Origin of the sequence: Brevibacillus fortis (assembly GCF_046196545.1) — a bacterium.
GTDB classification, from domain to species: Bacteria; Bacillota; Bacilli; order Brevibacillales; family Brevibacillaceae; genus Brevibacillus; species Brevibacillus fortis_A.
The window spans coordinates 663,671-677,965 of the sequence record NZ_CP176370.1 but is presented as its reverse complement, the minus strand read 5'-3'; the positions used below and the strand labels follow the sequence as shown (position 1 = coordinate 677,965).

The window sequence follows — 14,295 nt, the reverse complement described above, 5'->3', positions numbered from 1 at the left end:
CGACTTTAGTTTGTTTTCGTATTCTGCGCAAACTTCTTGTTGATCGCATTCACGGTTTCCTTATAGGACTTATCGTTCAAGGAATCCAGAAAGTCCTCCAATTCGTCCGCCTTTTTCTTGGCTATATCCTTCTGTTCGTCCTTCATGGTTCGGAGACGATTGGCAAGTTCATCCGGAATCATGTCATCCGCACCCATGGTCGTAATGGCAGAATTCATATTGTAGCTTTCATCGCCAGCAATGATTCTCCAGTCTGCTGCGAACGAACTGATGTCTGTCTTACGTGATATGCGCGTGTCAAAAGCCTGATAGGACGCATCTGCTTTCCACTTTTTCCATTTGTCTGCAATCTCTTTCCCACGATTGAATTCTTCCTGTAGTTCTTTTTGATCCTGAATCAGTACGTAGCGACCTCCTGCTGCCTTGGCAACTTCTTTTAGCTGTTGCTGCCCTGGACCGTCCACGCCAAAACCAATTACGTTAATAATCGGAGTAATCGCTGATTGGGAAAGTTGTTTTGCTGCTTCGGCGGGGTTTCCGCCGCATGTTTCGATACCGTCGCTAACCAGGTAAATCATATTGGTGTTTTTGTCCCCTGAAAATTTGCTCAAATCCTTCATTGCTTCCTGCAAGGAGTAGGCAATCGGGGTATATCCCGCAGGCTGAAACTGATTCAAGGAACTCTGCAGTTTTTCTTTGTTGTAAGGCTGCATTCCGTATACCAAATCACTGCTGCCGCAGGAGAGCGCTTTATCCGACTCTTTCCCGCTGCCCTTATGTCCGTATACGCGCAGAGCCACATTGGCCTGTGGCGGCAATGATTCAGCAAAGGCTTTGATTGCATCTTTGGCAGCATCCATCCTTGTCTTGCCGTTCGCCATTGCACCCATGCTGCCACTTGCGTCAAGAATAATCTCCACATTGTAGTTTTCCTTGTACTGGTAGCGAGGATCTTCGATTTCCGGACTTCCGAAATAATCCATCTTCATATCATCAATAATTTGTTGCGGATCGGGATAGCTCTCCGCGAACAAACCTAAGAGGGCAAGGTAATACAGATTCGCGATTTCTTCGTCTGGATTTTCAATATAAGGCAATTTCTTCAATTCTGTTTCTATCTCTTCCTTGTTGTCGTCATACGACTTCCCCGCAAAAAGCCCAGGAGGAGTGTTCAAAAAATCCTCTGTTGTTTCCCGTTTTAGCAGGGGGCCAGCCTTTACCATTGCCTCCAACGCTTTTATTTTTTCTTCTCTGCTCATCTCGGTGTTCGTTTTACCAGTCTTGTCTGGAGGCTGTTGTGTTTCTGTGCCTGATGGAACAGAGGGTGGCTGCCCATCCGTGGTCTGTGGAGTTTCCGGTTGATTTCCTGCCTCTTCTGAACACGCCGTTAGCAGGCTAAAAAGGAGGATGGCCGCAATAATTCCCTTCACAAGTCTCATCGACTGCTACCTCCTGCTTCCTACAGATTTACTATGTATGTGTGGAGGTGAAGGAAAGCCCTTCACCGCCAACTTTTCCAATGTTTGTAACCAAACCGCATTCACTCAGATTACTTCCCATCCAAGTCTCCGATGATATTGCCAAGCGTTTCACCAATCGATTTTCCCACACCGTCAGGATTACCTTTGAAGTAAGTGATTACTGCTCCAAACACGGCGATCACCACACCTGCCAGCGCGATCCATTCAATGGCTTGAGCACCTTTCTGATTTTGCAGGGCTCCTTGGACTTTTACATACAGTTTTTGCATCATGGTTTTCATAAAAAATCTTCTCCCCTCATGGTTAAAATGAATTTGATAAGACACATTGTTCACATTACTCATCCCATCTTTGTGACGGGCATCACCTCCCATAAAGTCAAAACATACATTATGGCATGATGCCAGAGAACAAATCGAGGTTCTCTAAAATATTCAATACCATCAAACCGCCAATCAGGATAATCGCTGTAGGAGTCACGACAAACGTGGTGATCAGGGTTACTTTCGGCGACGCCTTGGCCGCCTTTTCCTTGATCAGCTCTTTACGGATTCTTCGCATGTTTTCGGCCTGTGCCTTGAACGTGACGGCAATCGGTACTCCCAGGCGCATCCCCTGAATGAGCGCTTTGATCAGCATTTGAAACTCTGGATTATCGTTGCGTCGAAGCAGTTGTTCATACGCCTTTTCCCTCTGTACACCCAGATCCAGCTCTTGATTGAAACGGGAAAACTCTTCCCGAATCGGTCCGTCAAAAAACTTGATGACTTCGCGCAATGCCTGATCGAGACTTACCCCCGCTTGCAGGGTGACGCTTACGGTGTCGAGAAATTCCGGCAGGTCATAACGAAGCTGATTTTGACGATCCCGGGCTTTGTTCTTCAGCAGAAGGATGGGCAGAAAGTATCCAACCAACGGCCATGCGATCAGGCCCAGATGCGACAAGGGAAAGCCAAGAATGAAAAACAGCGTGCCGGCAATGATGCCGAGCAAAGCCATGAATATTTTGACTCCTTGAAATTGGGCAACTGTCAAATCTAACGGGCGTCCAGCCTTCAGGAGCCAGTCCTCAACCTCATGTGACTCACTAAAAAAGTTGATGCGCTGACCCATGACCGCATAGTCGTCTCCATACCGAAGCAGGCGTTTGACCAGGCGTTCGGATGAAGTTTCCTTCTTGCGCACTCCGTAGTTTTTGTGTCCGGTCACCTCATGGACATGTGTGAGCAGTTTTTGCTTCTCGATGGAGTAGCGATACCACTCCTTCAGACAGATGGAGAACAGCAAGAGAAACAAGAACACGCATGTAATTATGAGAGCATCCATGTTTTCACACCTTTATGTTGGTCACTTTCTTTACGAGGATATAGGACAGGAGAGTTCCGATTACGAACAACCCCAGAAGAAAAAGACCAAATCCGGAAAACAACGGATCAATGAAGCCTTCGTTCATCATGTTCATCATCAGTACCAGGGCAATAGGCATAATCGGCACCAAGATGGAGACGTATCGCTGTTCTGCGGTCATCGTCTTGATCTCCTGATTCACAATGCGGCGATCCTCCAATGTCTCCGCCATTTCCTGCAGCACTTGGCTCAAATTCCCCCCTGCGCGCCGTTGAATCAACAGCGTAGCAGTAAAGATACGGAAATCCCGCGTCGGTATCCGTTTTTCCATGTCAGAGAGCGCCCGGTCAAAGCTAACGCCAAGCTGCAGCTCGCGCGCCATGCGACTAAACTCATCACCAGCGGGATAATTCATCTCCTTGGCTACCAATGAGATCCCCTGCGAAAGCGTAAGACCTGCGCGCAGCGAGTTTGCCAAAAGGCGGCACACCTCGGACAGCTGTTCATTCAACCGCTCCTGATACTTATTTCGTCTTACAAAGAACAACACGTTCTGTATGAGATACATCACCGCTGCACCAATAATGATGTTGTAAGGAAAGGGAATATTCACCACGTTACTGAGTAAGAAAGCGAGTCCCATCGTCCCTACAATCAAAATTCCGTAAAACTCGGAGGGCGCAAGAGGGAAATTTGCTTTGATCAGCTTTTTTTGTATTTCTTTGGCATAAAGCGTCTGGTCGAATTTGTCCCCCCAGACGATGACGACGCTTTTTCGTTTGCCCTTCACCTCAAACCATTCTTCTGCTTTCTTTTTCCATTCGGTCTTCTTGGCCCGGTAACCGAGATATTCATAGAGGCCCCAGATACCAAACAACACCGCAAGACTAAACAGAATAGGCATGGTCACGCTGCTTCCCTCCTTCCGCCCTGAACATGGATTCGTCGAGATTGATTCCAAATACTTGGAGCCTCTCCAAGCACCGCGGGATCACTCCGGTTGCCGTAAAGTAGCCAAGCACTTCCCCTTTTGCGCCGATTCCCTTTCGCTGGAAACGAAAAATCTCGTTGACCTCCACCCGTTTGTCTTCCGTTTTCGCTACTTCCGAAATCGAAACAATTTTACGTGTTCCGTCTGACAGGCGTGTGACCTGGACGATGATATCCAGCGCACTGACGATATATTCACGGACAATCGTGGAGGGCAAATCCATCCCGGCCATGACGACCATCCCTTCCAAACGGTTGAAGGCATCCTGTGGTGAGTTGGCGTGGACAGTGGTAAGCGATCCTTCATGTCCGGTATTCATGGCCTGCAGCATGTCGAATGCCTCTGGACCCCGTACCTCCCCTACGATGATGCGGTCTGGCCTCATCCGCAGGGAGTTTCGCACGAGCTGACGGATCGTGACTTCCCCTGTTCCCTCCATATTGGGCGGGCGTGCCTCCATCCCGATACAGTTGGGGTGAGTCAGCTTCAGCTCGGCCGAATCCTCAATCGTGATGACACGTTCATAGTGAGGAATGGCTTTTGCTGTCGCATTCAGCAGCGTCGTCTTACCACTACCGGTACCGCCGGAGATCAGCACGTTCATCTTGGCTTCCACCACGGCCTGAATGAACTGAGACATTGCTGCACTGAAAGAACCAAATTGCATCAGATCATCCATCAAGAAAGGCTCTTTGCGAAATTTACGGATCGAAACGAGTGTGCCATTGAGACTGATCGGAGGAATGACGGCATTCACGCGGCTTCCATCCTTCAGACGGGCGTCGACCATCGGCGAGCTTTCATCGATACGTCGTCCAAGCGGTGCCACAATCCGGTCCACGATATGCCGCAAGTGTTCCTCGTCGCGAAATTTTAAATCGGTTAATTCCAGCCTTCCTCGTTTCTCGACGTATACCAGATTGTGTCCGTTAATCGAGATCTCCGTGATTTCCGGATCGGCGAGCAGCGGTTCAAGCGGGCCAAGTCCCACCGATTCATTGATCAAACGAGTCAGCAGGATATCCTTTTCATTTCTCGGAATGACTACTTTTTCTTCCGACATGTATTGGGAGACGAGACGTTCGATTGCGAGACGCATCTCATCTGAACGAAGGCTGGTCAGTCTCTCCAGATTGGTCTCCCGCAAAAGTCGGGTCTTGTAGTGCTCAGCCAGCTCGTCGATGTACGGATTGAAGGAAGGAGCTGCTAATGTAGTAGCGAGTGTCGTCTGCTTTGCCTCATCCCCTGGCGCTGTCTGCTCTTGCTTGCGTCGGAATAAAGCCATCTAACTCCCACCTTTATGACAGTTTCTTGAGTACCCATTTTCTGATGTCTTTCGCAGCCGGAGAGAGCTTCTTCTCATTCGGTTCTTTTTGCAATGGTCGGCCTTGATTGACGGCCGCTTGCACTCCTTGGTGATCTCTGCTGATTTCAGCAGTAATCGGAGCGTTGAATAATCCTTTCAAATCCGATACGCTCAGTTCGTTATCCCGTCCCACCTGGTTGACGATCACTTCGAGCCTGCCTGCTGTATCAATCCGAAGACGTCTGAACAAGTCTTCCACGAGTCGGTAAATTTGAACAGACGGTGTGTCCAGATTCATCACGTAGTAAATCATGTCCGACTCTGACAAAGCGGCAAAGTTGAGCTCGTTCATATGCGTTGGCAGGTCGAGAATGACAAAGTCATAACTGCGGCGACTGGCGCGGATCAGCCTGGTGACGAAGGCTTCGGACATATTCTCGGCTGTCTCGGCATCCCGCGGGCTGACCAGCACCTCCAGCTTGGAATAGTTCTCCCTCTGCGCCACGTTGCGAATATGAAATTCGTTGATTTCGTCCATAACCGGCATCAGATCGCCCAATGTACGGTTGTTTTCAAACGACAAGAAGGTTTCTACACCGCCGTATTGGAGATTGAGGTCGATGAGCAGCACACTTGCCGTAGATTCCAGCTTCAATGCTTGCGCAAAGCCAGTTGCCAGCTGCGTTCGCCCGCTTCCCCCTTTTCCGCTGTAAAAGGAGTACACCTTCCCCCGTCCTCGCACAAAAGCCTTGCCGGATACATCCGCGCCCTTTTTTCTCTGTTTGATTAGGGATAGATCGGATATTTTGTCGAGACGATCAGACAAAAGGTTCAGCTCATCAGGCATGACGATGTATTCAACCGCACCCGCACGGACGACATCTCGCAGCAAGACAAAATCCTGTCTTTCCGTGAGATAAATGACAATGCCCTCCGGCAGCTCGCCTTGTATATACTGCACCAGCTCTACTCCTGCTCCGTCTTCCGGCTGCACGAGCAAAACGACATCGGGTCCAATGCGGTCAATTTCTTTTTTCACTTCGATGGAAGTCGTGTATCGTACTTGCTCGTAAGCGGACAGAATTTCCCTCAGCATGTCTTTTACAGAGTCGTAATCCGCAACGACGAGAATTTTCATATCTTTGTTCATGACTTACCCTCCGGTTTTCGGTGGTTGATTAGTTGGCTGCGGTGGTACCGAAGTTGGTTTGCTTTGTGGCTGAACCGGAGCCGCTGGTGGTTTCTGGACGGCGGCGGGCAGTCCGGCAGGCTGTGCCGCAGGTGGCGTTACTGCTGGTGTCCCAGGCTTGGCGTCGGCTGGTTTGCCAGGCGGTTTCGTCTGTTCCGGCGTAGGCTCCACAAACGGATCGGGAATACCCAAGTCTCCTTTGCCCACATTCGCTTTCAAAATGCGAACCATCTGGGCATAATGCTGCTGGTGAATGAATTTCGGTGCTTCCTCGAACGGCAGCTCGAGAGCTACCCCCTTGAAGCTGTTCTCCGATTTTGCCACCATGGCGACTGGCACGTCTTTCATGAACACTTCCGTTACGGGCTTTCCACTCACCTCATGCGAGATGATGATGTCGACCCGGTCTAGCGCTTCCAACTCCTGGTCGAAGACGATATTATTCGATGAAAATACCGTCACGAGCCTGTTGTTCTCGTCCCGAACAACGTTCGCTGGCTTCATGATGTTTTTCGTAATGATATCCCCCTTCGACAAAGGGACAATCGTGACTTGATTTTTCAAACTGGCTTTATCGATCACATACGAATCATCCGCATACTTTTTGGGGATTTCCCTTACCGTCAATTGGTCGGGTTGAATCAATGCCCGAGATGGAATGTCTGCATTCGCCTCGTAAATTTCCACCATCTCGCCAAGCTGCGCGTTCAAATCCTTGATTTTTTGCAAAAACAGAAAGCCCGCCAGAGCAGCAAGTAGGAACGATAATACAAGGAAGATGATTGCTCTACGTTTTGATTCCAACATCTGAAGATTCCCTCTCTTTTTTGAAAAATCCATTCATGCGTCATGATTTGTCGTTTTATTACCAAGATTCCGAATCTACATCCTTATGAGAAAAAGACTAGTAATACATGACCATGACCAGCATCAGACTGGTTCCGCCAGCGACAAATGGCGCCAGTGGTATCTCTCGGTTAAGCTTCATTCTGCCCGTCATCTTGGATATGACCCACATGGGAAGTACACTGACTCCCGCGAGCAAATACGTAAGCATGAGTACGACCAATCCTGCTTGCCATCCAACCGCCGCTCCCACCAGAGCCAGCAGCTTGATATCTCCTCCGCCCATCTGCCCTTTACTGATCACCGCCATGAGCAGTGAGATTCCACCCAGCGCGATAGCGCCTATCGCATAGGTTAGCCATTTTTCCGGATGAAGGTACGCATGCACGAGGAGAAAATAAACGATTCCCGGAAGCGTCAGCCAGTCGTAAATGAGACGACTGCGCAGGTCGGTATACATAGCGACTGCCATTACGAAAAGAATGGGAATGATGACATACATGGATAACACCATATGTCCTCCTTCCTGCTTTTTAGGAAAAATTCACCATTACAGACGAAGGATTTTAGAAGATTGTTGCAAAAATACCCAATTTTTTTGGGTGTTTTACTGGAAATCGCTTTCATTTTCTTTTTTCCTGGGATTGTGCGGGACGTTTTTCCTTTTCAATCTGTCGAATCGTAGGTTAAGCTGATGGTAATGTGTGAGGACAACGAAACAAGAGGTGGAGAACTGTGCAGGAATATGTAGAACTGACTAAACTGCTTACAGACATCGAGGGCCATCCCCTCAGCCTGCTGTTCATTAAAACGACAAACTGCGGTGTTTGCGATGTCACCTACGCAAGAACGGTAGAACTGCTGAAACAATACCCACAAGTGAAAAGTATGGTTGCTTCCATGGAAAAAATGCCTAATCTTTCCGGTGAGTTTCTCGTATTTACCGCTCCGGCGATCCTGCTGTTTATGGACGGAAAAGAAGTGTTCCGACAAGCCCGGTTTGTCTCGTTTGATGAGTTGGAGCATGTTCTGAAGTTGACAGTGGAGGGGACCTAGGCGAAGAAAAATACAAAAGCATAACATTCCCTACTTTTTGTAGCGAATCATCATGCTTTCCACTTTCGAAAAAATCCCGGGCATACCACTTGAGTACACTAACTCCCTATTGGCAATTCACCGTAATTTGCTAAAAAATTCACATTTCCTTCCACCGTAAAGATTTGGATAACCTCTCCTTTGATGATAGAGTAGAAAGTATGAACAAATCAGATTCACAAGACAATCTGTTGCATTTTATCGTTTTTTGAAGGAGAGACAGTGGATGAGAGCCTTATTGGTAGACGACGAGCAACTACCCTTGATGCATCTGCAACGATTGCTAGAAAAAGATGTTGGCGGCGTTAAGGTAGTCGGAGCCTACACCAATCCTCTCGAAGCGATCGACCAAGCAATATCCCTTCAACCAGATGTCGTATTTTTAGATATTAATATGCCGCGCATCAGTGGACTGGAGATCGGAGAACGTCTGCAAGGAATCGATAACTCTCCGGAGATCGTTTTTGTCACGGGGTACGATAAGTACGCCGTCAACGCTTTTGAGCTGTGCGCGCTGGATTACATCATGAAGCCTGTACAACTTCAACGATTGCAAAAAACAATGGACCGTCTTCGTGAGAGAATCAAGTCCGCGCAAGAAGCCGAGCCTGTTAAAGAAGAAGAATCAGTCGTTTCCATCCAATGCTTCAATAGTATTTTGTTTCACCAGCCGAATCAGGAGCCGCAAGAGATCAAGTGGCGCACGAATAAAGCCCGCGAACTGTTTGCGTATTTGTTGCATTACCGTAATAAGATGATCGACAAAGATTCGATTATCGAGCTTTTGTGGCCAGACTATGATGGAAGCAAAGGCGTAACCCAGCTATATACGACGATTTACCTCATCCGGCAAACCTTGAAACGCTATGGTCTCCAAACGATATCGATCAACAAAGGAAATTTAGAAGGCGGCTATAAGTTGACGATCGATTCAGCTGTGATCGATGTGGAAGAATGGGAGAATCGTCTCAAACAGTTACCGCCCCTCTCTCTTGCCAGTATGCAAGAGTATGAGCAAATCCTCGCGACGTATACGGGCGATTATTTCGGAGACTACGACTATTTGTGGGCAGAGTACGAGCGGGAAAGACTCCGCAGGATGTGGCTTCAGCTCGCGAAAACAATGAGCAGCTTCTATTTGGGACACGGCAGAGTGCAAGAGGCGATCAACGTCAACCAACGCATTCAGCATTTGCACCCGCTTGAAGAAGACAGCTACATAATCTTGATGCAGTTGTACGCTTCCTTGGACGATCATGCGGCTGTAGAAGAGCAGTATCAACTCTTGACCTCTCGATGGAAGATTGAACTCGGCTCTACTGTAAATGAACATATCACCAAGTGGTATCACATATGGAAACAGGAGACAGAACAAAAGTAATGATACTCTCTCACTAGATCTAGGGGGCACTCATGAAGATCCGAAGTGGTCTATACAGCGTACTTCTCGCTGCTTTTTGCATTCTACCTTCCTCTGCCGCCGCTTCCAGTTATGGAACCGCGACTTATTCGCCAAAGCAATCCCAAGACGTACTACAAAACCCTTATATGGGACTGGCTCCCGATTCACGGACGAGTAATAATGAGCAAGAGCACACCCTCGTCTATGCCAATCTAACCTGGAGGATGCTCGAGCCAACCAAAGGGGATTATGCTTTTGATGAGGTCGAAGATGCGATCCGGTTTGAAGAATGGACAGAAAAAGACGTCAAGTTCATCCTCCGCATCGTTATGGATCTTCCTGATAAAAAATCGGACATGGAGATACCGGATTGGCTATACAACGAGATCGGCGGCGACAATGACCATTTTGATGATGGCGAGTGGTATCGAAACGACTATGGCAAAGGCTACAGTCCCAACTACAGTAATCCATTGATCATCAAGTACCACAAAGAATTGATTGACGCTCTGGGAGAGCGCTACAAGGACGATCCCCGTATTGCTTTCATACAACTGGGAAGCGTCGGTCACTGGGGAGAATGGCACACCGATACGTCTATTCCTTTCCCTGCAACAGAAATCACGGATCAGTACGTACAACCGTATCTAGATAACTTCTCTGATTCCATGCTGCTGATGCGCAGACCACACCCAATTGCCAAGGAGTACAAACTGGGGCTGTTTAATGACATGTTCGGCAACAAAGAAGATACAAACAGCTACCTGTCCTGGATACAGAAGGGCTACGTCTCCTGGCTGACCAAAGAAAAAATGCCTGCCATGCCCGACTTTTGGAAGTATGCGCCAAGCGGCGGAGAATTCTCTCCATCCGACTCATTGACAAGCTACTTTACTCGCTCCTCGATTAACCAGGTAATCTCACAAGCCAAAGCTTCTCATATTAGCTGGCTTGGCCCGAATACACCCGCACGTTTCGAAAAAGACGGCGATCAACAAGAATATTTGGACCGCTTTTTAAACACGATGGGCTACCGCTTCTCCATCACCAAAGAGACACATGTCAAAGCAGTCGAGCCCGGAGACAGTCTCGCTGTGACGATGGATTGGCAAAACCGCGGTGTTGCTCCCTTTTACTTCCCGTGGATTCTCGAGCTGTCACTCGCGGATGAAGATGGCGAGATCGTAACCAAGACCAACACGGATGAAGACATCCGCAAATGGCTTCCCGGCAAGAAAACCGTCAAGCAAAGCTTGGAAATCCCAGATGATCTTCCAGAAGGAACATACACCCTCTGTGTAGCGATCCTCGATCCCCATACAGAAAAGCCGGGCATTCAATTTGCTATGGAAGGCAAACGCTCGGACGGAAGATATACGTTGGGTGCTGTCCAAGTACGAGACTGATCCATCAAAAAAATCCCTTCCTGACCACCTGTAAAGGAGTCAGAAAGGGATTTTTTTCTTCTAATCATTATGGTGCATAATCGCCATCGTAGCTTACCAATGATACGTTTTTCACACCTTCTACCTCTGAAATATCTTGAACAAATGCCGTATTATCTCCTTTGATTTTGACTTCCACGATCAATTCCACCATCTCTTTGTGTACGGTCTTTGACTTCAAGACGTATTTCAATTTGTTCAACTGGTATTTAACCCCGTCATTGGCTTCATCGTGATAGTTGATAATGAGCAGATAGGCAACATCCTTCATTTGCCGCTTGGATAATACGACAATGACAGCCGCCACCACCAGTGATCCCAGGACAGAAACCGGATACACGCCCGCTCCCGTCGCAATGCCTACCGAGATCGACCAAAACATGAAGACAATATCCAACGGGTCTTTGATGGCAGTACGGAACCGCACGATGCTCAACGCGCCGACCATCCCGAGAGAGAGCACGATATTGGTGCTAATCGTCATGATAATCAGGCAAGTAAGCATCGCCATTGCCACCAGCGTGATGTTAAAGGTATGTGTATAGACGACACCGCGAAACGTTTTTTTATAAATATAGTAGATGAACAAACCTATCAATCCCGACAGCACAAGCCCAATGATGGTATCGATGATCGAGATGCTGGCGAATTGATCCATTTTCAGGACGCTTTTTTTGATGATATCTTGAAAATTAATCGTATTGGTAGTATCCATAGTTTCCCGACTTCTCCTCACACTAAAGATTATAGTATCTTTTGGTCTCCTCTCTGCAAATGACATATTTGGAGATAGCCGATCGCTGATTACTCAGGTTTTGTAGTAAATGCCTAATATTGAACGGCAGGAATTGGTCGTACTTCACTTCCATGATCATCATGGGCTGATGAATAGCTCTGACCATCATGATGTTTTCGTCAAAAATATCGAGTGAATTGACGTTTGCCTTCAAATACTTATCAAACGTAATTCTGACATTCCCTTCTCTCACCAAATACGCCTCTCGAACATAATCCGTAATGACGCGAGGCCGAAACAGATGATTTTTGCACGATAAATAAAAATCTCGTAGCACAGCACTTTCCGTCTCTCGCAGAAACTCAACATCGCCTGCCAAAATCAGTTCATATTCATCCCGCGTGATCGACGCTGATTCTTTGCAAATGTATCCTCCGAACTTGCTCTTTCGCTCCATTTTGATGACTGCATCACTTTTGTTGTAGATGCGAATGCGATACTTTTTTCTTTGAAAAACCCCGTAGTTTTTTTCATAGAGAGCCGTATCGTGATAGTCGTCAAAGTACAGGCTGCGAATATGATACCCTTCCTCACTCACAGAATAAGGGTCAGGAGTCGCGATCAGACGCAATTTCTGTCGCAGCGGCTCGTAATGACTCAGCCGAAGATAATACTTCAGCTCATGCCTCAATCGCTTGTTGCCGAGCTGGATGCCCGTGCTCTGTATTCCTTTCATTTCAATACGAACTCCTTCACCCCATGATAAAGCGCATCCTCGGACTCTACCCTGTCAAATGCCGTCTGTGCGTTTCCTTTGCTGTCCCGAACAATCACGCGCCAGAAAAAGCGGCCTTTACCCGGATCGTTTATGGTGTATTGGACCCCTGTCAGCCCCTTGGCCTGCGCGTGTATCTTCGTAAACGCAGGATCGTAACTGACAGCAAAGTCGTAGGTCAGATCGTCACCTTGCAGGTCATAGGAATGGTCCCAGGCAAAAATGAGCTTATCTCCTTCTTTTCTTGGCTCCCCCATAAAAAAGGGCATCGGATTCTCTTGGCGCTCATAGTACCTCTTTTTGTTACGCTCCGGTTCACCAGAGAGAAGTGCTTGCTCATTGTGAAAATAGGAGACATCCAACGGTAAATTATATAAATCAGGTTGTTGCAGCACATATTTACTCACAATCGGATAATAGCTCTTTAAGTATTTTTCCGTTTGCTCCTTCGTAATGATCTTGCTGACTTCCTCAACCTTTTCGTTAAGCGTTTTGATGTTTTCAGGATCTTTAAAGATGCGGCGATGCAAATTCGACACCCAGTAGTCGGAAATGCCAAACTGCCATTGTCCTAGCCCTTTTTCCGGGCTTCGCTTGAGCTCTTCTTCAAAAAACCCCCACGATGCGTCGTAGTCCCACGGTAGGAAATACCACTTGTTGGAGTTGCTAGGGCTGTACAAGTAAAAATTATGAACAGCCGTGTCGTGATTCCCCATCAACAAGTTGGATGCCAGCCATGTATAGTAGTTCTCCCGATCAAAATGCTTGTCCAAAAAGTCTTGCGTATTGATCGCAGGATTGTGAAGATCGTCCAGCATCGAAATGAGCTTTTCATGGTTCTCGCTGCCTTTGATCTCCAAAATTTTCTCAAAGGCTTTCTTGTCGTAGGTAGGATCGGTTGCCAGCTTGATTTGATCCTCGTAACGGTGGAACTCGAAATCAATTGCCTTGTACAAATTTCCGTTTCGGTCCAATCCGTGCGCCTGTAAAAATGTTTTGTTCGGCTGTTCAATTTGAGTGAACAAACCGTAATCAACAAAGTCTCGGTCCGGATTTCTTTTGGTCAAATCCTTGATTTTTACTTGAACGAACTGCGTCCGCAAACTGGTCATATTGGGCATTTGTTCGAAATAATCAAAGCTAAGCTTTTGTCGAACACGCGTCATGTCAGACTTGTGCTTGCTTAAGTTGATGTTGCGCTGATCCCGCCAGTATCCGGCGCTGTCGAACAAACGGATTTTGTACGATTTTTGTTCCGCTCTTCTGCTCGATTCCCCCCGCAGCTCAATCGTTCCGTTCGCTCTCATCTCGCCAAAACCAAAGTACCCCTGAGTTGGCCCCTCCGCCGACCCTTCCTGCATAATGACTTTGGCCCGGAGATCTTCTCCCTTTTCATTCCGTCCGTTAGGAGCTAGATTGAGTTCCGTAAAGGTGGTCGTCTTCAGTTTCGAATTTTCTTCGTTGACTACCGTCACATATAAATGGACGATGCTCCCATCAACATCCTGATCGTATACGCTTCTATTCTCAATCAGACCCTCGTTGATCTGCTGAGTTGACGCCACCTGACTCGTTGCTGGCGGGTTGTCTGACACTGGCTGTTCAGGCGCATCCTGTGTACAACCAGTCGATACAACTCCTAATGCTACGAGCAGGCTCAGTATGAATCGTTTTTTCTTCAA

The 14,295-nt window shown here is 47.6% G+C and carries 14 protein-coding genes; 3 read left to right on the top strand and 11 right to left on the bottom strand.

All coding sequences use genetic code 11. The annotated features are described in order from the left end of the window. Positions 1-5: 5 nt before the first annotated feature. The 8 genes from ACKKE8_RS03790 to ACKKE8_RS03755 form a co-directional block, all read right to left on the bottom strand. Complete coding sequence (locus ACKKE8_RS03790; protein ID WP_409176974.1) at positions 6-1,439, bottom strand: vWA domain-containing protein; 1,434 nt, start codon at positions 1,437-1,439, stop codon at positions 6-8. Between the two features lie 110 nt (positions 1,440-1,549). Further along, positions 1,550-1,762, bottom strand: a complete 213-nt coding sequence (locus ACKKE8_RS03785; RefSeq protein WP_016740291.1) for a hypothetical protein — start codon at positions 1,760-1,762, stop codon at positions 1,550-1,552. 109 nt (positions 1,763-1,871) lie between these two features. Then, positions 1,872-2,807 (bottom strand): type II secretion system F family protein, encoded by a 936-nt coding sequence (locus ACKKE8_RS03780; RefSeq protein WP_409176973.1) that lies wholly within the window; start codon positions 2,805-2,807, stop codon positions 1,872-1,874. Positions 2,808-2,811: 4 nt separating this feature from the next. After that, a complete protein-coding gene (locus ACKKE8_RS03775) occupies positions 2,812-3,738 on the bottom strand; it encodes a type II secretion system F family protein (RefSeq protein ID WP_409176972.1) in 927 nt (308 codons plus the stop codon). Further along, positions 3,716-5,104 (bottom strand): CpaF family protein, encoded by a 1,389-nt coding sequence (locus ACKKE8_RS03770; RefSeq protein WP_409176971.1) that lies wholly within the window; start codon positions 5,102-5,104, stop codon positions 3,716-3,718. Before ACKKE8_RS03770 ends, ACKKE8_RS03775 begins: the two co-directional genes overlap by 23 nt. A gap of 13 nt (positions 5,105-5,117) precedes the next feature. Continuing rightward, complete coding sequence (locus ACKKE8_RS03765) at positions 5,118-6,275, bottom strand: CpaE family protein (protein WP_409176970.1); 1,158 nt, start codon at positions 6,273-6,275, stop codon at positions 5,118-5,120. Between the two features lie 3 nt (positions 6,276-6,278). Further along, the gene (locus ACKKE8_RS03760) at positions 6,279-7,121 is read right to left on the bottom strand and encodes a flp pilus assembly protein CpaB (protein WP_409176969.1); all 843 of its coding nucleotides are present in this window, start codon (positions 7,119-7,121) and stop codon (positions 6,279-6,281) included. 97 nt (positions 7,122-7,218) lie between these two features. Then, positions 7,219-7,674 (bottom strand): prepilin peptidase, encoded by a 456-nt coding sequence (locus ACKKE8_RS03755; RefSeq protein WP_409176968.1) that lies wholly within the window; start codon positions 7,672-7,674, stop codon positions 7,219-7,221. A 221-nt stretch (positions 7,675-7,895) separates the two neighbouring features. Here ACKKE8_RS03755 and ACKKE8_RS03750 point away from each other — a divergent pair, with 221 nt between their 5' ends. The 3 genes from ACKKE8_RS03750 (at position 7,896) to ACKKE8_RS03740 (ending at position 11,063) form a co-directional block, all read left to right on the top strand. Then, positions 7,896-8,216, top strand: coding sequence for a thioredoxin family protein (locus tag ACKKE8_RS03750; RefSeq protein WP_409176967.1), 321 nt, complete (start codon positions 7,896-7,898; stop codon positions 8,214-8,216). 265 nt (positions 8,217-8,481) lie between these two features. Further along, positions 8,482-9,636 (top strand): response regulator, encoded by a 1,155-nt coding sequence (locus ACKKE8_RS03745; protein ID WP_409176966.1) that lies wholly within the window; start codon positions 8,482-8,484, stop codon positions 9,634-9,636. A 32-nt stretch (positions 9,637-9,668) separates the two neighbouring features. Further along, a complete protein-coding gene (locus ACKKE8_RS03740) occupies positions 9,669-11,063 on the top strand; it encodes a DUF4832 domain-containing protein (RefSeq protein WP_409176965.1) in 1,395 nt (464 codons plus the stop codon). A 67-nt stretch (positions 11,064-11,130) separates the two neighbouring features. Here ACKKE8_RS03740 and ACKKE8_RS03735 read toward each other — a convergent pair whose 3' ends face one another. From ACKKE8_RS03735 to ACKKE8_RS03725, 3 genes are read right to left on the bottom strand one after another with little or no spacing between them, the layout of a single operon-like run. After that, complete coding sequence (locus ACKKE8_RS03735; RefSeq protein ID WP_409176964.1) at positions 11,131-11,817, bottom strand: DUF4956 domain-containing protein; 687 nt, start codon at positions 11,815-11,817, stop codon at positions 11,131-11,133. Positions 11,818-11,839: 22 nt separating this feature from the next. After that, positions 11,840-12,574 carry a polyphosphate polymerase domain-containing protein gene (locus ACKKE8_RS03730; protein WP_409176963.1) on the bottom strand — a complete coding sequence of 245 codons (735 nt, stop codon included), beginning with the start codon at positions 12,572-12,574 and terminating at the stop codon, positions 11,840-11,842. Then, on the bottom strand, positions 12,571-14,295 hold the full coding sequence (locus tag ACKKE8_RS03725; protein ID WP_409176962.1) for a CotH kinase family protein: 1,725 nt from the start codon (positions 14,293-14,295) through the stop codon (positions 12,571-12,573). The genes ACKKE8_RS03730 and ACKKE8_RS03725 overlap by 4 nt, the downstream gene beginning before the upstream one ends.